General features: G+C 44.2%; 18 protein-coding genes. 8 read left to right on the top strand and 10 right to left on the bottom strand.

The features are described from left to right. Positions 1 to 41 precede the first annotated feature (41 nt). Both CVV77_RS08165 and CVV77_RS08170 read left to right on the top strand, forming a co-directional pair. Positions 42 to 1,376 carry a hemolysin family protein gene (locus tag CVV77_RS08165; RefSeq protein ID WP_003239552.1) on the top strand — a complete coding sequence of 445 codons (1,335 nt, stop codon included), beginning with the start codon at positions 42 to 44 and terminating at the stop codon, positions 1,374 to 1,376. 160 nt (positions 1,377 to 1,536) lie between these two features. Then, the gene (locus CVV77_RS08170; RefSeq protein ID WP_100275072.1) at positions 1,537 to 2,436 is read left to right on the top strand and encodes an NAD-dependent epimerase/dehydratase family protein; all 900 of its coding nucleotides are present in this window, start codon (positions 1,537 to 1,539) and stop codon (positions 2,434 to 2,436) included. Between the two features lie 21 nt (positions 2,437 to 2,457). On the opposite strand, the gene CVV77_RS08175 is transcribed toward CVV77_RS08170, so the two are convergent. The 3 genes from CVV77_RS08175 to akrN form a co-directional block, all read right to left on the bottom strand. Next, positions 2,458 to 3,585 carry an NAD(P)/FAD-dependent oxidoreductase gene (locus CVV77_RS08175; protein WP_100275073.1) on the bottom strand — a complete coding sequence of 376 codons (1,128 nt, stop codon included), beginning with the start codon at positions 3,583 to 3,585 and terminating at the stop codon, positions 2,458 to 2,460. Between the two features lie 101 nt (positions 3,586 to 3,686). Further along, a complete protein-coding gene (locus tag CVV77_RS08180; RefSeq protein ID WP_019257912.1) occupies positions 3,687 to 4,286 on the bottom strand; it encodes a 1-acylglycerol-3-phosphate O-acyltransferase in 600 nt (199 codons plus the stop codon). A 134-nt stretch (positions 4,287 to 4,420) separates the two neighbouring features. Then, the gene (gene akrN, locus CVV77_RS08185) at positions 4,421 to 5,416 is read right to left on the bottom strand and encodes an aldo/keto reductase AkrN (protein WP_100275074.1); all 996 of its coding nucleotides are present in this window, start codon (positions 5,414 to 5,416) and stop codon (positions 4,421 to 4,423) included. 196 nt (positions 5,417 to 5,612) lie between these two features. Here akrN and sigM point away from each other — a divergent pair, with 196 nt between their 5' ends. From sigM to CVV77_RS08200, 3 genes are read left to right on the top strand one after another with little or no spacing between them, the layout of a single operon-like run. Then, positions 5,613 to 6,104 carry an RNA polymerase sigma factor SigM gene (sigM, locus tag CVV77_RS08190; RefSeq protein WP_003224177.1) on the top strand — a complete coding sequence of 164 codons (492 nt, stop codon included), beginning with the start codon at positions 5,613 to 5,615 and terminating at the stop codon, positions 6,102 to 6,104. Continuing rightward, positions 6,094 to 7,170: an anti-sigma factor gene (locus tag CVV77_RS08195; protein ID WP_080010757.1), complete on the top strand. Its 1,077-nt coding sequence runs from the start codon at positions 6,094 to 6,096 to the stop codon at positions 7,168 to 7,170. The genes sigM and CVV77_RS08195 overlap by 11 nt, the downstream gene beginning before the upstream one ends. Further along, a complete protein-coding gene (locus tag CVV77_RS08200) occupies positions 7,158 to 7,448 on the top strand; it encodes a hypothetical protein (RefSeq protein WP_003239559.1) in 291 nt (96 codons plus the stop codon). The genes CVV77_RS08195 and CVV77_RS08200 overlap by 13 nt, the downstream gene beginning before the upstream one ends. A 32-nt stretch (positions 7,449 to 7,480) precedes the next feature. Here CVV77_RS08200 and CVV77_RS08205 read toward each other — a convergent pair whose 3' ends face one another. Next, positions 7,481 to 7,909 carry a GNAT family N-acetyltransferase gene (locus CVV77_RS08205; protein WP_100275075.1) on the bottom strand — a complete coding sequence of 143 codons (429 nt, stop codon included), beginning with the start codon at positions 7,907 to 7,909 and terminating at the stop codon, positions 7,481 to 7,483. Positions 7,910 to 8,018: 109 nt separating this feature from the next. Between CVV77_RS08205 and pdxR the strand changes: the two genes are divergently transcribed. Further along, positions 8,019 to 9,428: a MocR-like pyridoxine biosynthesis transcription factor PdxR gene (gene pdxR / locus CVV77_RS08210; RefSeq protein ID WP_100275076.1), complete on the top strand. Its 1,410-nt coding sequence runs from the start codon at positions 8,019 to 8,021 to the stop codon at positions 9,426 to 9,428. Between the two features lie 32 nt (positions 9,429 to 9,460). Here the strand turns inward: pdxR and CVV77_RS08215 are convergent, their stop codons facing one another. The 4 genes from CVV77_RS08215 to citA form a co-directional block, all read right to left on the bottom strand. After that, positions 9,461 to 10,816, bottom strand: coding sequence for a sodium-dependent transporter (locus tag CVV77_RS08215; RefSeq protein ID WP_100275077.1), 1,356 nt, complete (start codon positions 10,814 to 10,816; stop codon positions 9,461 to 9,463). 123 nt (positions 10,817 to 10,939) lie between these two features. Continuing rightward, complete coding sequence (gene bcaP, locus CVV77_RS08220) at positions 10,940 to 12,337, bottom strand: branched-chain amino acid transporter BcaP (RefSeq protein ID WP_003239563.1); 1,398 nt, start codon at positions 12,335 to 12,337, stop codon at positions 10,940 to 10,942. Between the two features lie 255 nt (positions 12,338 to 12,592). Next, positions 12,593 to 13,462, bottom strand: a complete 870-nt coding sequence (locus CVV77_RS08225; protein ID WP_100275078.1) for an SDR family oxidoreductase — start codon at positions 13,460 to 13,462, stop codon at positions 12,593 to 12,595. Between the two features lie 73 nt (positions 13,463 to 13,535). Further along, a complete protein-coding gene (gene citA, locus CVV77_RS08230; protein WP_100275079.1) occupies positions 13,536 to 14,636 on the bottom strand; it encodes a citrate synthase CitA in 1,101 nt (366 codons plus the stop codon). A gap of 108 nt (positions 14,637 to 14,744) precedes the next feature. On the opposite strand from citA, the gene citR reads away from it, so the two are divergent. Further along, positions 14,745 to 15,620, top strand: coding sequence for a transcriptional regulator CitR (citR, locus tag CVV77_RS08235; protein WP_019257903.1), 876 nt, complete (start codon positions 14,745 to 14,747; stop codon positions 15,618 to 15,620). Positions 15,621 to 15,690: 70 nt separating this feature from the next. On the opposite strand, the gene lytE is transcribed toward citR, so the two are convergent. After that, a complete protein-coding gene (lytE, locus tag CVV77_RS08240) occupies positions 15,691 to 16,701 on the bottom strand; it encodes a peptidoglycan endopeptidase LytE (protein ID WP_088111237.1) in 1,011 nt (336 codons plus the stop codon). Positions 16,702 to 17,242: 541 nt separating this feature from the next. Here lytE and phoA point away from each other — a divergent pair. Further along, complete coding sequence (phoA, locus tag CVV77_RS08245) at positions 17,243 to 18,619, top strand: alkaline phosphatase PhoA (RefSeq protein ID WP_100275080.1); 1,377 nt, start codon at positions 17,243 to 17,245, stop codon at positions 18,617 to 18,619. A 34-nt stretch (positions 18,620 to 18,653) separates the two neighbouring features. Here the strand turns inward: phoA and spoVR are convergent, their stop codons facing one another. Beyond that, the gene (gene spoVR / locus CVV77_RS08250) at positions 18,654 to 20,060 is read right to left on the bottom strand and encodes a stage V sporulation protein SpoVR (RefSeq protein ID WP_019257901.1); all 1,407 of its coding nucleotides are present in this window, start codon (positions 20,058 to 20,060) and stop codon (positions 18,654 to 18,656) included. Positions 20,061 to 20,202: the final 142 nt, after the last annotated feature.

The following is a 20,202-nucleotide window of genomic DNA, read 5'->3' on the forward strand; positions in this document are numbered from 1 at the left end:
AGGTGTTACCTTCATTCTCATTGCTAGGATGAAGGTTCTAATTGGACATAGTGAATTTGATTTTTGTCGCTGTTTTAATCGCCCTGACGGCATTTTTCGTGGCATCTGAGTTTGCCATTATCAGAATCAGAGGCTCACGGATTGATCAGCTGATCGCGGAAGGAAATAAAGCAGCAATAGCCGTAAAAAAAGTGACCACGCATCTTGATGAATATTTATCTGCGTGTCAGCTCGGAATTACATTGACTTCCATTGGATTAGGGGTTTTAGGTGAATCAACGATTGAAAGGATGCTTCATCCGCTTTTCGTACAATTGAACGTTCCAGGTTCCCTTTCACATGTCATATCGTTTATTTTTGCGTATGCCATTATCACGTTCCTGCACGTTGTTGTCGGAGAACTTGCACCTAAGACAGTCGCTATCCAAAAGGCGGAAGCAGTGTCTATGCTGTTTGCGAAACCGCTGATTTGGTTTTACCGCATTATGTTTCCGTTCATTTGGCTTTTGAACAATTCCGCACGGTTATTGACAAAAGCATTTGGCCTGGAGACCGTTTCAGAAAACGAACTGGCTCACTCTGAAGAAGAGTTGCGCATCATTCTGTCTGAAAGCTATAAAAGCGGTGAAATTAACCAGTCAGAGTTTAAATATGTGAATAAAATCTTTGAATTTGACGACAGGCTCGCGAAGGAAATTATGATTCCGCGGACCGAAATTGTCAGCCTTCCGCATGATATAAGAATTTCTGAAATGATGGACATCATTCAGATTGAAAAATATACCCGCTACCCTGTGGAAGAGGGCGATAAGGATAACATTATCGGGGTTATTAATATTAAAGAAGTGCTGACAGCCTGCATCAGCGGCGAGGTATCAGTTGATTCCACGATTTCACAATTCGTCAACCCGATCATTCATGTCATTGAATCTGCGCCGATCCAAGATCTGCTTGTCAAAATGCAAAAAGAAAGGGTCCACATGGCCATCCTGTCTGATGAATACGGCGGGACTGCCGGGCTCGTAACGGTTGAAGACATTATCGAAGAAATCGTCGGCGAAATCCGCGATGAATTTGATATTGATGAAATTAACGAAATTCGCAAAATCGGCGAAGGCCATTATATTCTTGACGGAAAAGTGTTAATCGACCAAGTAAACGACCTGCTCGGCATTCATTTAGAGAACGAAGAAGTCGATACAATCGGCGGATGGTTCCTTACCCAAAAATACGATGTTGAAAAAGACGATTCTATCATCGAAGAAGGCTGCGAATTTATCATCAACGAAATCGACGGCCACCACGTCGCTTACATTGAAGTGAAAAAGCTCGCGACAGAAGAGCTGATCGAAGCTGGAGAACCGAAAGAAGCGTAATATAAAAAGGCACCTTTTATTGAGGTGTCTTTTTTATTATGTTTTGTCTTAACATTCCTATTCTTCTCCTATGAAAACTGCTGCTAATAAAACGGTAATCCTCGGGAATTCTAATCAGGGGACTGGATCTCATTTAAAAGCGAGAAAAAGGAGTGAAAACATGAAAGTAGTGGTAACTGGAGCAGCGGGTAAAATAGGACGGTGGGCCGTAAGAGCAATATTGGAGGCCGGCCATGATGTAACAGCGTCAGATCGGTTATTAAGAGAAGAATCAGCATCGAAAAAATTTATTCAAGCAGATTTGCGGGATTATGGCCAGGTATGTCAGCTTATTATGGGCTGTGATGCTGTGGTCCACCTTGGGAATATTCCGACCGATGTCAGGAATACCTCCCAGGCGATATTTGAAAATAATATGCTCGTCAACTTTAATGTCCTGGAAGCCTGTAAAGATTTTAAAATCCCTAAGCTGGTATGGGCTTCAAGTGAAACGGTGCTGGGATATCCGTTTGTCCCGAAAGAGCTCAGCTACCTTCCTGTAGACGAGGAGCACCCGACGATCGTAAAATCATCTTATGCCATGGCAAAACGGCTGACTGAAATCCTCTCAGACATGTATTCAAAACTTACCAATACACAAATCGTCACCCTCCGTTTTGCGAATATATACGAGCCTGATGAGTACGAAAAAATCCCTGGCATGCACTGGAACGAGCAGCAAAAAGATATACAAAAGAAAAATGCATGGGCCTATTGTGATGTCAGAGATGCTGCACAGGCTTGCCTTCTTGCAGTCGAAAAAAACAATCTCGGAAACGATGTCTTCCATATTACTGCGCCGGACACCATCATGAAAGAACCGAGCGAAGACTTAGTTAAGCGGTTTTTCCGGGATGTCTCTTTAAAAAGAGATATAAAAGGATATGAAACGCTGATGGCAATTGATAAAGCGAAAAAGGTCCTTGGTTATGAACCGCGTTATACATGGCGTAATGTGTTAAATAATGACGGTTCACTCAAGGCACTGCCAGAGGATCAGCTGTCATTGTCAAACAAATAAACACCAAAAAGCAGCAGATGTTCAATGAACTTCTGCTGCTTTTTTTATATCATAATCCTCTAAATTGATATCTACATCCATTTTGAGAGCCAGCTTCGCCAGCTGTTGCCCCATATAGGGCCCCATAGTCAATCCTGACGATCCAAGCCCATTTGCTGCTATTATCCCGTCCCAGCCGGGAAGACGTCCGATCACCGGCACATCACCTGGGGTAAAAGGGCGTAAACCGACTCTTGCCTCCTGAAAGGTGCTGTTTTCTAAACCAGGAGCCATTTCTAACCCCTTGTTCAACAACTCCTGCAGCCCGCCGGCCGTTATCCGTACATCATGTCCTTCTATGTTATCTTCACGAGTCGCTCCGATGGCCATTCTCTTGTCAGCATAAGCTAACAGATATTCCTTAGAAGGCGGCATCACAGCAGGCCAGCTTTCCATATTGTTTGCGGCCGGAACCTGCACATATATGATTTGCGCTTTTTGCACGCTTACTTTGAAGTGAATGCCTAAAGGCGCCAGCAATTGGTCTGCCCATACACCGGCACAAACAATCACCTCGTCAGCAGCATAACTTTCATCACCGACGGATACGCCTGTCACTCGTTTTGAATGATATTGAAGCTTGGCATCGCCTGTTAAAAAAACAGCTCCCATTCTTTGAGCAGAACGAACTAATGCATCTCTCAGCACTTCACCATCCACTCGGGCTGCTCCGCTTATATGAATGGAATGGTACCGTTCAGCCAGCATCGGAAACATGCCAGCGGTTTTCATTTCAGAAAGAAAGGAAATCTCACCGATTTCCGGGGCATCTAGTTTACGTTCCTGCACCCTTTTTTCAATTTTCTCTATCTTTTCTTTCTCGTGATGTACACTAAGAGCACCAACAGGAGCATAACCCGTTTCTTTCTCGCCTTCTTTTCTAAGCTCCTCTATGAAACAGGGGTAAAAGTGCGCTCCTGCCTTCGCCATCCTGTACCACGCCTGATTTTTCCTGGGTGACAGCCATGGACAAATAATGCCTTTCGCCGCATGGGTGGCCTGTCCCTTATCTTTCCGATCTATAACAAGAACCTCAGCCCCCATTTTGGCTAACTGATATGCTGTTGACGCTCCTAAAATCCCAGCCCCTACTACAATGATTTTTTTCATTTTCCGTAACCTTTCCCAATAATCAGTTCCTCAATTAGTATAGCTAATTGCCGAGGAACTTATAAACAATTGGGAAACCAGTGCGTGAAAGTAATGATGGTTTATAACTGCTCCAGCTTCATTTCAAGCTCTTTAATACTGTTATTCAAAGCCTCTGTCATTGCTGCCAGTCTTTCCTTTGACGGCAGGTGGGCAAAATCAGCCTGTTGTAGAGGTTCACCGATAATAAGCTTCATTTTTCCTTTTTTGAACAATTCCTTTCCGCTCGAAGGCCCTTTATAAGCAGCGGGAACGAGCGGCGCTTTCCCCATCTGCGCAATCGTTACCGCACCTCTTTTCAAAGGCACGTCCTCAGAGGTTCTTGTTCCGCTTGGGAAGATACCGACGATCTCTCCTTCTTTCAGCAGCTTAATCGGTGTTTTAATACTGCTTGGCCCGGGGTTTTCCCGATCTACCGGAAAGGCATGAATTTTCTTCAGAAACGAACCGATCCATTTATTTTGAAACAGCTCTTTTTTCGCCATGTAGTGTATTTGATAAGGAAGAATCCCGACTCCGAGTGTGATCACATCAACCCAGCCAGAGTGTGTACACGCGATGACAAAACCTGAATCGGCCGGAAGGTTTTCTTTGTTATACACCTTCACTCCTCCGCGAAGAGAAAGAATAACTTTTAAAGCATTAGCACAAAACTTATACATATCGCACTTCCTTTGTCGTAATCAATGATTCTTTCTGTTACTTATTATAACAACATTTTTTATTACCTGGTACTAATTTTTATGATTTCTCCGATTAAAACGCGAAAAAGCTGAGGATTCGCCCTCAGCTTTTGTTATATTTCCTCCCTGGTCGGAGGTGCCATAAACTCCGGCCCGACCGGGTCTGATATCGTATTTTCTAATATGGTACTGATGTCTTTTTGATCTTCACTGCTCAGTGTCCAGCCTGTAATCTCAGATACCGCCTCAACCTGCTCAGGCTTTCTTGCCCCCCAAAGAGCAATATCCGCCCCCGGCTGGTCTAAGATCCATCTGACGGCCAAGTGAATCACTGATTTTCCATAACGTGCCTTCGCCAGCTCGTCCAATTGATGGACAGCAGAAAGATACTCTTTAAAGCGGGGCTTCTGGAATTTCGGATCGTGATTTCGCAGATCGTCGCCCTCAAATGTATACTCTTCGGTCATTTTGCCTGTTAACAGCCCTCTGCATAAACTGCCGTATAATAATGTTGTGATCTGTTTGTCTTTCGCATACGGAAGAACATTCTCATCGATTTCCCTTTCAAACAGATTATATGGAGGCTGAATCGTATGAAGCGGTGCAGCGGCGCGAAATGTATCCATTTGCTCAACTGAAAAATTGCTGACGCCAATCGCCCGGATTTTCCCGGCATCATATAATTCCTTCATGACTTCAGCCGTTTCTTCAATTGGCACAAGCGGATCAGGCCAATGCACCTGATAAAGATCAATATAATCCGTTTGAAGCCGTTTCAAAGAATTCTCGACTTCCTCTATGATTCTCGCTCTGTTCGCATGGCGGAACAGCTGGTTGTTCTTCCAGTCCAGAGCCGTTTTTGTTGCGAGAATCACCTGATCTCTTTTGCCGTGCTCCTTTATCGCCTTCCCAACGATTTCCTCGGACTGCCCGAAGCCGTAAGCCGGCGCGGTGTCAATCAGTGTGATCCCCTGATCAAGAGCGGCGCGGATTGTTTTGATTGATGTTTTTTCGTCCGTGCCTCCCCACATGGTTCCGCCAATCGCCCATGTGCCGAGGCCGATTCTGGAGGCTTTTATTCCTGTGTCTGCTATACTGGTATATTCCATTGTGCCACTCCTTCACTTTTTCACTATCTTTTCCCCGCTGGCAAAAATGTTAAACATTTCTCGGTACTATCTTTTGCGGCCATTTTTGGTTACTATATATAAATGGTGTTTGATTAGGTATAAAAAAGCCGTTTGCACGTAATGTGCAACTTTAAACCTTTCTTATACGTGTATAAGATAGAGGGGAGAAAAGGCAGTGACGATCGATGAAATTTACCAAATGTACATGAATGATGTTTACAGGTTCCTGCTCTCCATGACAAAAGACAAGCATCTTGCCGAAGACTTGCTGCAGGAAACCTTTATGCGGGCATACATACACATTCACTCCTATGATCACAGCAAAGTAAAGCCCTGGCTTTTTCAAGTGGCGCGAAACGCCTTCATTGATTACGTCAGAAAGCATAAGAAAGAAGTAACCATTTCTGATGACTTGATCGGAAGCCTCTTTCAAAATGCTGTTCAGAGCCCTGCCCACCAGGTAGAGATAAAGGAAGTGCTGACTGGTTATATGTCCGAGCTCCCCGATAATTATCGGGAGGCCTTAACGCTATATTATTTAAAAGAGTTAAATTACAAAGAAGCATCCCATATTATGAATATTTCAGAGGCGAATTTTAAAAGTGTTTTATTTCGTGCCAGACAGCGGCTGAAAGCACTTTATAATAGAGGTGTTAATGATGAATGAAGAATTTAAAAAGCGTTTTGATCAATATAAAAACGGGGAAATGAGCGACCAGGAAATGACCGCATTTGAGGAAGAACTTGAGAAGCTCGAAGTGTATCAGGAATTGATTGACAGCGAGCTTCAGGACGATAACGATTGGGATGTCAGCATCAGTCCTGAAAAACAAAAAGCGATTTTAGCCTACGGCAAACGCAAGTCTTATTTGCGAATTTCTGTGCTTGCCGTCATTTCGACATTGATGATTTTGCCGCTTTGTACGCTGGGAAGCTACCTCTATTACGGAATGGGAGGAAAACACAGCACCGGCAATGAGTTTATGGAAACCGCCGCAGTCACTGTAGCCCTGACCATGCCGAATGTTCTTGTCGATACATCCGGACTGAAAAGCCAAGTGAAGCTGTTTGGCATGAATACGGAATTCCCGCTGCAGAAGCAGATCGGTACGAAGACGGTCGCAGTAGGGAATGAACGGGTTGAAATGTTTTATAATAAAGTGAAAGCGCCGGCCGTTAACTACTATGACCTAGAAGTGCATAAAACCGGCCATTACTTTACACACCCATCAAGTGCGTCAGAACAAACAACCGCAAAAGCAGAAAAAACGTTAAAGACATTGCCTGAAGGAACTGTATCCGAGGTCTACCTTTCATATGACCGTGCATACCCGACAAAAGAAGTGTATAACAAGTTCAAAGGCTATGATGTAAGCTTTTTATGGAATGCAATCGAAACAGAGAAAAACACAAACGATACAGTATACGCAGAGCCGCTTGGCTATCCTGGAAAGGATTCAAAGTTCTTGGCTGCGCTTAATTCAAAAGGCAAATCAAATGGCGATCAGTTTATCAACGCCCTGACATTCATGTCCAAGCATGAAAAATGGGCACAGGTCATTTCAAAACGAAAAGACCTGAAAGTGGATAACCGATTGGATTATGTAGAGAAAAACGGTGTCAATGTATACGGTTCGGTCGTTACAGGACCAACCAAGGAAATCCAACGCATGCTGAAAAACAAATCTGTAAAATCCGCGAATGTCGGCGAGGTGGAATTATGGAACTGGTAAGAATTTTTAAAGAACACAATGTATTCGGCTGGATTTCAGTCGGGACAGCGATTCTGTCCCTGCTCTTGCTGAATTTGGCGATTATCAGCAACGTCACAATTTATTCCTATCAAATGCTTCCGTTCGCCATGGCTGCCGTTCCATTTGGCATTATTGAGCTCTTCATCAAGAGAGGGCGCACAGGCCCCGGCCTGCTCGGCGTCGTCCTTAATCTCTTTGTAATTATTTGTGTGTATACCATTGTATCTGTTGATACCAATTTACAGTTTGGCTTTTAAAAGAAAGACGCCTGAAGAGGCGTCTTTTTTCATTACACTGGCTTTCGAAACAAGTAGCTTTCTATAGTAAAACCCATTTTGTCTGTATAAAATCGGTGTGCGTCTTTGCGCTGAAGGCCAGATGAAAGACTGACAGAGCCAAATCCAGCTTTTCTCGCCCAGTCTGCGGCATAATCCAAAAGCATTTTGCCGTATCCCTTTGATCGGCAAGGCGCGGTTGTCACAAGATCCGCAATCCATAAGTGCTCCCCTTTATGAATGGAAACCCTCGGCAGCGCGCCGCATAGCGCCCTGATTGCTGTATCCTCATATAAGGCAAACAGCATATACGATTCTTTCCGCACACAGGCTTCAAGCCTGTGTAAATACGTCTCTTCATCCAGTTCTGTTCTCAATTCACTCATTACCGGAAACGACTCGGCCCATTCTTCTTTCGTGGTTAGTTGTTTCATATGTATCATCTTCTCAATCCCCTTTCCTTTCGTTACAATGATCATAGCTAATAAATGGCATTTGCCAAATAGCCAATATCAGAAAAAATGACCATGCCAGATATAAAGGAGATATACGATGGATATCACGCCGTTTCTTGATAAAAAAAGCAAAACACCGCTGTATGAGCAGCTTTATACCTTTTTTAAACAAGAAATTTCACATACGAGAATAACGAAGGGAACAAAGCTTCCGTCAAAACGCATGCTCTCCGGCTCGCTCGGTGTCAGTACGGCAACAATCGAACGTGCTTACGAGCAATTAACTGCTGAGGGCTATGTCAAAAGCAAGCCAAAAGTCGGCTGGTTCGCGGCGGGGGTAGAAGCAGACTTCCCGGCGGCTCCTGTACATTTTCAGCAGTCTACGCAACCGGTCTTACATGAAGAAAACGCACCTGCTATTGATTTTCACCAAGGCAATGTTGATCCGGTACACTTCCCCTTTAACGCATGGAGAAAAAGCATAGTAAAAAGTCTGGACCGCTATTCCGGATCGTTCCACACCTCTGGCGATCCTCTAGGAGAACCTGAACTCAGGCAGATGATTGCCCATTTTGTCAGGCTGTCTCGGGGAGTAAATTGCGAGCCTGGCCAGATCATCATCGGCGCAGGAACCACCGTGCTTCTGCAAATTCTTTGTCTTACACTTGGGCGCGGAACAAAAATCGGTTTTGAAGAACCGGGATTTCACCGGTCAAGAAGGATGTTTGAAGCAAATCACATGACTGTCATTCCTATTTGTTCTGATGAAGAAGGCGTCCTGCCGGGTGAGCTTAAACGCCGGAATCCGCACCTCGTGTATACAACTCCTTCGCATCAGTTTCCACTAGGGACCATTATGACGATAGCTCGCAGACAGGAGCTTCTGGCATGGGCAAAAGAGGCACACTCGTTCATTATCGAGGATGATTACGATGGAGAATTTCGCTACAGCGGCCAGCCCATTCCGTCTTTGCAAGGGCTTGATCCGAATGGCAGAGTCATCTATCTCGGCACTTTTTCAAAATCACTGTTGCCTGCCTTGCGGCTCAGCTTCTTGATTTTGCCTCCCACGCTGATGGAATCGGTCGGAAAAAACGCTCATTTAATGAAGCAAACGGTCTCTTCCCACTCTCAAATGGCACTGGCGGACTTCATCGAAAGCGGAGAGTGGAAAAAACATGTAAACAGAATGAGAGCCTTATACCGAAAAAAACACGCTGTCCTGTTAGAAGCCATACGGTCTGAACTAGGAAACAGCGTTGAAGTTCTCGGAAAAAACTCCGGGCTTCATATCGTGCTGCGGCTTTTGTTTCCAGCAAGTGAGGAAGAAGCAATTAAAGCAGCCGCCGACAATGGCGTAACCATCTATCCCGTATCTCCCTCTTATAAAGGACAGCCGCCATTTGTTTCTGTTTTAATCGGTTATGGCGGATTGTCAGAAGAGGACATTAGGCTCGGTATCCAAAAACTGAAAACAGCGTGGACTCCGCGGATCTCGTCTTGTTAAACAAAACAGGCTCCGGGAACGGAGCCTGTTGTTTAAAATGATAAAATACCGATTAAATTTAAGAATACAATAATAATTGCCAGCGGCACGATAAAACGAAGCAAATAAAACCATGTATAAAAGAATGCTTTACTTGCATTTGATCCGTTTCTCATTTCTGCCAAGAGCTCTTGTTTCGGAATTTTCAGCGGGATAAATAGAGAAATTAACAGAGCGCCTAATGGCATCAAAACATTGCTGACGGTAAAATCGGCAATATCAAAAAACGTTTTACCAAACATGTGTACATCGCTCAATACACCATAAGACAAGCAACAAGGGATTCCGACCAAGAAGATCAAAAGCCCGCTCGTCCATGACAGTTTTATTCTCTTCTTTTCGTCCCCTTTTCCGATCGTAGCCACAATAATTTCAACCATCGAAAAAGCGGAGGTTAAGGCTGCAAATAAAAACGCAACGAGAAAGCCGATAAAAAACAAGGTGCCGAACGGAAGCTGTTCAAAAACAGCCGGAAGCACTGTAAACAGCAATGTCGGACCTTCATTTGGCTGAAAACCGAATGAGAAAACCGCCGGAAAAATGGCCAAGCCCGCCAAGAGAGTCACAATGATATTCATCACGACAATGGAGGCTGCCGAGCGTGGGACGTTTTGTGTTTTCGGCAAGTAGGAGCTGTAAGTCACCATCACCGAAACCCCCAGTGTTAACGTAAAGAAGGCTTGTCCCAGCGCGAATAATATGGATTCCGGAGTCAGATCGCCGAAATGAGGCACAAGCAAAAATTTTACGCCTTCCATCGCACCATTAAGTGTGAGAGACCGAAGAACGAGCAGAATAAACAGTAAAAACAAAATCGGCATCATCACCGCACTGACTCGTTCAATCCCTTTTTGAACACCTCTGGCGACTACTATAACAGTCAGCACCATAAAAACAAGCTGAGCCGCGAGTGTCTGCATAGGATTTTGAATAATAGAAGCAAAAAGAGCGCCATACTGTGCTTGGGTAAGCCCTGACAGTGAACCTGACGCTGTTTTCACTATATATAGCAAAATCCATCCTCCGATTACACTGTAAAACGACAGCACTAAGAAACATGCGGCTACGCCGACCCATCCTGTAAGAAACCAAGCTGTTCTCGGCGCTTCTTTTTTATATGCATCAATGGCATTCGTCTGGTTCCGTCTTCCAAAAATAAATTCTCCCACTAAAAGCGGATAGCCCAAGAGAATGGTAAATAACACAAAGATAAGAAAAAAGGCGCCTCCTCCATTGGTCCCCGCTACATAAGGGAACTTCCATATCGCGCCTAAGCCGATAGCCGAGCCGGCGGCTGCCATAACGAAACCGATTTTCGAAGCCCATTGGACTGGTTTTTGCTCAGACAATAAACGTCACTTCCTTTCCAGCCTATATTATCTCTTATTTTTGTCTTCATTTCTATAGATTCATTTGCCAAGAACATAAAAGAGAGAGCGGCCCTATATGACCGCTCTCTCTTGAACAAAAGATTATTGATTTAATTTTGAATGCTTTCTTGAATACAGGAAATAGATTGCCAAGCCGATTAACAGCCACACAAGGAAGCGGACAATCGTCACCCATCCAAGATTTAAAATTAAGAACAGGCAGAACAGAATCGCCAGGCCTGGGATAACCGGAACCCCTGGGCATTTAAAAGCTCTCGGAAGATCCGGCTGTTTCTTTCTCAAAACGATAACTGCCACAGAAATCAGCACAAACGCTGACAGCGTTCCGATGTTTACCAGTTTTGCAAGTTCATCCAGCGGAACTAGTGAGCCTAGAAGCGCCGACATCGTTCCGAAAAACCAAGTGGCTACATAAGGTGTTTTGTGCTTTGGATGCACCTTAGAAAGTGAGCCCGGCACCAGTCCGTCACGCGACATGGCAAACATGACGCGTGTCTGTCCATAAAGCATCACAAGCATAACTGTTGTCATTCCCAAAACGGCGCCAATATCAATGATGCCTGCCACCCAGTTTTGCCCGGCGCTTTGAAGGACGAGAGAAACCGGATGATCCACACCCGCAAACTGGGCAAACGGGATAACCCCTGTCATGATCGCTGATACGGTGACATATAAAACCGTACAAACCAATAAAGAGAAAATAATGCCTTTAGGCAGATCCTTCGCAGGATTTTTTGTCTCTTCCGCAGCAGAGGATACAGCGTCAAATCCGATAAAAGCAAAGAATACGAGCGCCGCTGCGCTGAATACGCCGCCAAAGCCCATCGGCATAAACGGCTGCCAGTTATGCGGCTTCACGTAAACGGCTGCCACCGCGATAAACAGCAGAACGACAAGCACTTTCAAGATAACCATGATGTTGTTGACTCTTTTTGATTCTTTGATGCCTAAATAAAGCAAAAACGTTATCGCCATCACAATCACGAATGCAGGCAGATTAAAAATGGTAAATGTACCTTTCACCGCCCCAGGTGCCGCTGTTAAAGCAACTGGAAGATGAATGCCGAGCCCTGATAAAAACGATTGGAAATAACCAGACCAGCCGACTGACACCGCGCTTACCGCCAGCATGTACTCTAAAATTAAATCCCACCCGATAATGAAGGCCATAAGCTCTCCCAAAGTCGCATAAGTGAATGTGTACACCGAACCAGAAACAGGCACACTTGAAGCAAATTCTGCGTAAGACAGGGCAGCGAATAAACAAGCCAGCGCCGCTACAACAAATGAAACGGTTAGTCCGGGACCAGCCGTGACTGCACCTGTTCCCGTCAGTACAAAAATCCCTGTGCCAATAATGGCTCCGATTCCAAGCAATGTTAAGTCGAATGCCCCTAATTCTCTTTTTAAAGATTTTTCACCGCTCGTCGCAGCGAGTAAATCCTGAATACTTTTCTTCCTAAATACGCTCCCTTTCATTCCCCTTCAACTCCTAGACTAATTATCTATTTTTATATATTTTATTTGAATTTTCTGAATTCATGAGTGGCAATGGTCATTTTTCTTTTTTTCTACCCTATTTGTACCAGTGGTGAATCATTCCTTTCTCCTACTCAATATTATATATAAAATCACAAAAATGAAAACAAAATTTTTAGAAAAATCGACAAATTTTTTATTTTGAAATATCTTACCACGCAAAAAAACCAGCAATCATGCTGGTTTTTCGTTTCATTATGTTGAAATAAAACGGCCGCCATTTACGTGGATGGTCTGACCTGTCATATAGGAAGATTCATCAGACGCCAGCAGGACATAGGCGCCTGCATGCTCAACTGGCTGTCCCGGTCTTTCCATTGGGGTATCCAAGCCATGCCGTTTCACTTTTTCCTCCGGGAATGTCGCCGGAATAAGCGGTGTCCAAATTGGGCCGGGCGCCACCGCATTCACTCTGATGCCTTTATCCGCAAGGGACATCGCCATGGACCGCGTAAAGGAGACAATCGCACCCTTTGTGCTGGAATAATCAATTAACATCGTATCGCCTTCATAAGCGGTAATCGATGTCGTATTCATAATGGCACTCCCCTCTTTAAGGTGGGGCAAAGCTTTCTTCGTCATATGAAACATGGAAAAAATGTTTGTGCGAAATGTTTTTTCCAGCTGTTCTGTTGAAATATTGAGAATACTGTCCTGCGGATGCTGTTCAGCAGCGTTGTTCACCAAGATATCGAGTTTACCAAAATGGTCCACTGTTTGCTGCACAGCTTGTTCACAATGGTTCTCGTCCCCGACATCTCCCGGGATAAGCAGGCAGCGGACATGTTCCTTTTCGATCCGTTTACGCGTTTCCTCTGCGTCAGAATGCTCATCTAAGTAAAGAATGGAGATATCGGCCCCTTCTTTAGCAAACGCAATCGCTGCCGCTCTCCCTATTCCGCTGTCGCCCCCAGTAATGATCGCGACTTTTCCTTTCAGTTTTCCGCTTCCTTGATAATCCTCGTCCTCTGACAGAGGCAGCGGATTCATTTGTGACTCAATGCCCGGCTGTCTGTCCTGATGCTGCGGCTCTTGCCCTTCTGTTTGTCTGTCCATTGGGTTCATATTCTTCACTCCTAGACATGTGGTTGATACTGAACGTTACCACGTCATAGAAGCGAATAAACAGCAAAATATGTTATGAAAGAACTTCTTCAGGAATGGCGCCTGTATATTTCGCTGACGGGCGGAAAATCATGTTGTTTTCTGCCTGTTCCAGCACATGGGCGCACCACCCTACCATTCGGCTTGCTGAAAAGGTCGGTGTGAACAATTCATCGTCAAAATCAATCGCCTTCATCACAGCAGCCGCATAAAATTCAACATTTGTATATAGCTTGCGTCCCGGTTTGTAGATTTCAAGCAAACGAATCGCTTCTGCTTCTACGTGCAGCGCAAGATCAAGATCGCGGTCATTGCCGGCCACCTCTTCTGCTTTCTGTCTCAGAGCTTCTGCCCGCGGGTCCTTCGTCTTGTACACCCTATGGCCGAATCCCATCAGGCGCTCTCCTTTCTCGAGTTTTTCTGTCAGATAAGCTTCAGCATTTTCTTTTTCTCCAATGTCTTCAAGCATTTTGGTCACCGCAGAAGGAGCGCCTCCGTGCAGCGGGCCTTTCATCGTGCCGAGAGCAGCAGTGACAGCTGACACTAAATCACTCTCTGTAGATAATGTGACACGTGCAGAAAAAGTGGAGGCATTCATGCCGTGCTCCATGGCCAGAATCATATATGTTTCAAGCGCTTTCTTTTTTGCCTCTGAAGGCTGTTCACCTGTGAGCATATAATAGTAGTTTTCGACATGTCCGTACTGGGAAGATGGCGCAATTGCTTTTTCATCTCGCGTCCATCGTTTTCTGTACGCAATGATGGAAGGCGTGATTGCAATCAGCCGAATTGCTTCTTCTGTTTTCGGATGAAACGTGTACGCATTTTCCCCAAATGCTGAAACAACCGTTCTCAGCACCGACATGTCGTCCATGTTGTTTGGCAGTGACTGAATCAAGCGCTCTATGTGTTCCGGCAAATGCCGCTCCGCAGCAAGCTTCTCTTCAAATGTCTGCAATTCTTCAGATGACGGCAGTTTCCCAAATAAAATTAAATAAGCCGCTTCTTCAAAGCTGTGATTCAGGGCGATGTCTTTTGCATGATGCCCTCTGTAAATCAGGCGGCCTTTTTCGCCATCAATATGGCTGATAGATGTTTCCACACATGTAATTCCCTTTAATCCGTAATGTACCAATTGTATTCCCCCTATCCTTTTCTGTTATTATAGTAAATATAATATTTAAAAAATATTGAATATTTTAAAGGGAATTAATTAAAATTATTAATCAGAGGGAGATTAGAAATGGATTTCAAATGGCTACACACCTTTGTGACCGCTGCGAAATATGAAAACTTCCGAAAAACAGCGGAAACGCTTTTTTTATCTCAGCCTACTGTGACCGTGCATATTAAGCAATTAGAAAAAGAAATCAGCTGCAAGCTGTTCGAGCGAAAAGGCAGGAAGATCCAGCTGACTGATGAAGGCAGGGCTTATTTGCCGTATGCACTCAGGCTTCTTGATGATTACGAAAACAGCATGGCAGAGCTTCACAGAGTGAGACAAGGCTACTGTCAAACCTTACAGCTCGCGGTTTCTCCGCTTATCGCAGATACTGTGCTTCCGTCTGTCATGAAGCGGTACACAGCAATGAATACAGAAACAGAAATGGCGGTAACGATTTTTGAATCGGCAGAAATCGCGTCACTGATTAAAGCCGGGGAAGCAGATATCGGACTGAGCTGTTTAAAGGTGCAGTCTTCCTCTTTAACCTGCCACTGCTTATATAAAGACCCTGTTGTCCTTGTTGCCCCGCCCGATCAGCGTTTCATGGCAGACAAAGAAATTGATGCCAAAGAGGTGCTCGAACAATACCTGCTTTTGACCCACAATCATCCTGATTACTGGGACGACTTGCTCCGTCAGGTCAGAGTGACATTTCCATTTGTGAGAACAATGAAAGTCACACAAACACATATAACGAAACGGTTTATCAAGGAAGGACTCGGGGTTTCATTTCTGCCCTTATCTACGGTAAAGCGTGAGTTGGCAGAGAATCAGATGATCAAAATCCCTTATCAATCTGTACAGCTGCCCTATGCCGGCGCTTACGCAATCGCCCTTTATGAAAATAAGAAAGAAAAAAAATTCTTGGATTTTTTATCACATTTTCATTTTTAGATGCAACCAAAACGGATGAGCTCCGTCTAATGAAAAAAACCCGTTCCAATGAACGGGTTTCCTTCTAAAATTAGAATCTTTTCGCACCGAGGTAACGAGGCTTCCAGTAGCTGTTGTTCAGGCTGCTGATTTGTACGCCGTCAGATCCTGCATGAATGAAACTGTTGTTTCCAACGTAAATCCCCATGTGAGAAGGGCCGGATTTATATGTTGTGAAGAAGACGAAATCACCGACAGACGGGTTGGCAATGCTCTTCATAGAACTCCAGTAGCCCGCAGTGCTTGTTCTGCCCACACTTGTTTGTTTATTCAGTACGTACCAGATGAACCCGCTGCAGTCAAAGCCGGAAGTCGTCGTTCCGCCCCATTTGTATGGCGTTCCGACTAACGCTTTTGCATCAGAAACCAGCTTGCTCACATTAAGTGATGTAGATGACGTTTTGCTGCTTGAAGATGATGAAGTGCTGGAAGAAACATTTTTTGATCCTGTGCTTGAGCTTGTTCCTTTCACTTTCAACACTTGGCCGGCATAGATTAAATCTGATTTTAAGCCGTTTAAGCTTTTTAATTTGCTAACTGTTGTGCCATATTTGCTCGCAATTTTAGAAAGGCTGTCTCCGCTCTTTACTTTATATGTAGAAGTTGAAGACGATGACACCTTTGATGAGCTGGAGCTGCTTGAACTTGTAGAACCTTTCAGTTTCAGGACTTGTCCAATGCGGAGCAAATCTGATTTTAAGCCATTCAGTTTTTTCAGTTCACTGACTGTCATGCCGTATTTTTTCGAAATTTTCCAAAGGCTGTCCCCGCTCTTTACTTTGTATGTAGAAGAAGATGAAGAACTGCTGCTTTTTGAACTTGTAGATTTGCCGTTAATCGATAAAGTCTGCCCTGCGTAAATGATGTCTGAACGAAGGTGGTTCTCTGATTTAATTTTACTGATCGTTGTGTCGTATTTTCTTGAAAGTTCCCATAACGTATCGCCTTTTTTCACCTTGATGCTTTGTGCAGATGCCGCTCCTGCAAATAATGTCGATCCTAAAACAACTGCTGTTGTAGCTGTAATGATTTGCTTTTTCATATTTTCCTCCCCAAATATTTATATCTCTATATATTGATCTCTTTTTTTAATTAATCTTATTGTTTTCTATTATAAGGATAGATTCCCAACAGAAATAGTCTTGACTTCATGTGACAAATTTCTTAATTATTCGTTCTAAAAAAAAGTTTGTAAGGGTATTAAATATTTCATTTTCGTTTCAAAGGTGACAAAAAACGAGTCCTTTTGTCATGTGATTTGGGAGGTTTTTCAACTTAAAGGAAATAAATGAAAAACTTTCGGGGTCAACTCACAAATTGGAAGATTGAGTGATAAAGAGTATTCGGGGAAAGCTGCGGAGAACCGCAGTTTTTTTATTTAAACAAACATATCATGCAAGGACGAAGAGGTAAAGATTTTTCTGGAAAAATGAATGCTTTGAACCAAATAAGACAAAATAACGAAACGACATTTTTCATTTCCTTACAATGCTTTACTTAATGTTTACACGGTCAACAGCCGTATTTAACAAAATTTCCCTAACATAATATACAGAATACATTAAAGGAGGCCTGCAAAAAAAATGAGTCTGTTTCAAAACTTGAAATCAAAACTTGTGCCCATCGCAGCTGTTTCCGTGCTTACAGCCGGCATATTCGCCGGTGCAGAACTGCAGCAGACCGAAAAAGCTAGCGCCAAAAAACAAAACAAAGATGAGATCAGGAATGTCATTGTGATGATTGGTGACGGGATGGGAGCATCATACATAAACGCCTACCGTTCCATGAAAAATAACGGTGAAACACCGAATAACCCAAAGTTAACTGAATTTGACCGGAACCTGACAGGCATGATGATGACGCATCCGGATGACCCTGACTATAATATTACGGACTCAGCTGCAGCCGGAACTGCATTGGCGACAGGCGTTAAGACATATAACAATGCAATTGGCGTCGATAAAAACGGAGAAAAAGTAAAATCTGTGCTCGAAGAAGCCAAACAGCAAGGCAAATCGACCGGGCTTGTCGCAACGTCTGAAATAAACCACGCCACCCCTGCCGCATATGGCGCCCACAACGAATCTCGGAAAAACATGGACCAAATCGCCAACAGCTATATGGATGACAAAATAAAAGGCAAACAAAAAATAGACGTTTTGCTTGGCGGCGGAAAATCGTATTTTAACCGTAAGGACAGAAATTTGACGAAGGAATTCAAACAAGCAGGCTACAGCTATGTGACAACAAAACAAGCGCTGAAGAAAAATAAAGATCAGCAGGTGCTTGGGCTTTTCGCAGACGGAGGGCTTGCTAAAGCGCTGGACCGTGACAGCAAAACACCTTCTCTCAAAGACATGACGGTTTCAGCCATTGACCGTCTGAACCAAAATAAAAAAGGATTTTTCTTAATGGTCGAAGGCAGCCAAATCGACTGGGCGGCCCATGACAATGATACAGTAGGAGCCATGAGCGAGGTTAAAGATTTTGAACAGGCCTATAAAGCCGCGATTGACTTTGCGAAAAAAGATAAACACACGCTTGTCATTGCAGCTGCTGACCATACGACCGGCGGATTTACCATTGGCGCAAACGGCGAAAAGAATTGGCACGCGGAGCCGATTCTCGCCGCCAAAAAAACACCTGAATTTATGGCAAAGAAAATCAATGAGGGCAAACCGGCAAAAGATGTGCTCGCCCGCTATACTGACCTTGACTTCACAACTGAAGAAATCAAAAGTGTTGAAACAGCAGCCCAGGCTGACAAGGACAAAGGCGCCTATAAAGCCATCATCAAGATCCTGAACACACGGTCTAACAGCGGATGGACGAGTACCGATCATACGGGCGAAGAAGTGCCGGTATACGCGTACGGCCCAGGAAAAGAGAAATTCCGCGGACTGATTAACAATACCGACCAGGCAAAAATCATCTTTAAGATTTTGAAAACAGGAAAATAAAAAAAGAGGATGCAGAACGCTGCATCCTCTTTTTTTAAAGGTACCTGCGGTGAACACCTTTTCCGTCATACGAAAACACGACTTCCTTATCCTCAAGTACAGACTCGATGTGCACGCTTCTCCCCCAAAGCTGAAATAAATAAGGGAGCACCTTCTCCAAATATTTCAAATCCAGCTCTATGCCCTCATACCAATGCTTAATATAGAGCTCGTTATTTTTCATATAATCGCCGTCGTTTACTGTCAAATACGGAAACCCGCCGTTTACCCGCATGCTCACGAGCTGGTCGCGCACCGACTCCCACTCTTTATCGACGATTTTATAATCTCTGCCCTGCTTTTGAAATAAATAAAGATCCTCCCGCATGACTAAGTCTTTTGTTAAATAATTGCGGATGAAAGAGATATCGGATTCAATTTCCCTGACCTCAAACATTTTCTCCCGGCCCGAGTCAGGCTTTACGCCTATTTTCTTCATTTCCTCAGTCGGGTTGTTGTACCGCTCCTCAATGTCTTCAAAAATTTTCAGCCCTAAATAATAAGGATTGATACCCGTTTTGGACGGCTGGACGACACCTGCATTCAGCTTGGCAAACTCTATCGCTTCATCAGAAGTTAAATCAAGCTCACGTATAATTCGCTGGTGCCAATAGGAAGCCCAGCCCTCATTCATAATCTTTGTTTCCAGCTGAGGCCAGAAATAAAGCATTTCCTCTCTCATCATCGTTAAAATATCACGCTGCCACGGCTCTAGTTCCCGGGAATGCTCCTCGATAAAAAGCAGAATATCTTTTTCCGGCCGCGGCGGGAAAGGTTTTTTCGATTTTTTCACTTGTTTTTTTGGTTTCTTTTCATCTAAAGACCATAAATCATCGTAAGGCGTCGCTGCCTCTTCAAGCTCCTCTTCCTCATCATCCACACTCCATAGGAGCTTTGGACGGACCAAAGAGGGATCGATATGCTCCTGAATCGATAGGATCGCGTCTAAAAAAGCCTCGACTTCCTTTATCCCGTGAACCTGTTCATAGTGTTTAATCCGCTCGGCCGTTGCCGCCATGCTTTCCACCATATCGCGCTTCGTGTTTTGGAAGCGGCAGTTGTTTTTGAAGAAATCACAATGGGCGAGAACGTGAGCAACAATCAATTTATTTTGGATCAGTGAGTTGCTGTCCAGCAAAAAAGCGTAGCATGGATCTGAGTTAATGACCAGCTCATAAATCTTGCTTAATCCAAGATCATAATGCAGCTTCATTTTGTGAAACTGCTTGCCGAAGCTCCAGTGGCTGAATCTTGTCGGCATCCCGTACGCGCCGAATGTATAAATAATTTCAGCCGGGCAGATTTCATATCTCATCGGGTAGAAATCAAGGCCGAATCCCTTTGCAATTTCGGTAATTTCCTCAATTGCCCGCTGTAATCCCTTCTTCTCCTCCGCGTTCAACCGAATCCCCCCTACTTGGACTTATCTATAATGTATGAGCCCGCCTGACAAAAGATGATAGCCGCACTTGGGCAAGAAAAAAATTCGCCCGGCACATTCAGCTGTTTGCCGATTGTGTCAGTGGGTAAAAACACATCATATT

The sequence above is a fragment of the Bacillus sp. SN1 genome (genome assembly GCF_002796895.1).
GTDB lineage: Bacteria > Bacillota > Bacilli > Bacillales > Bacillaceae > Bacillus > Bacillus inaquosorum.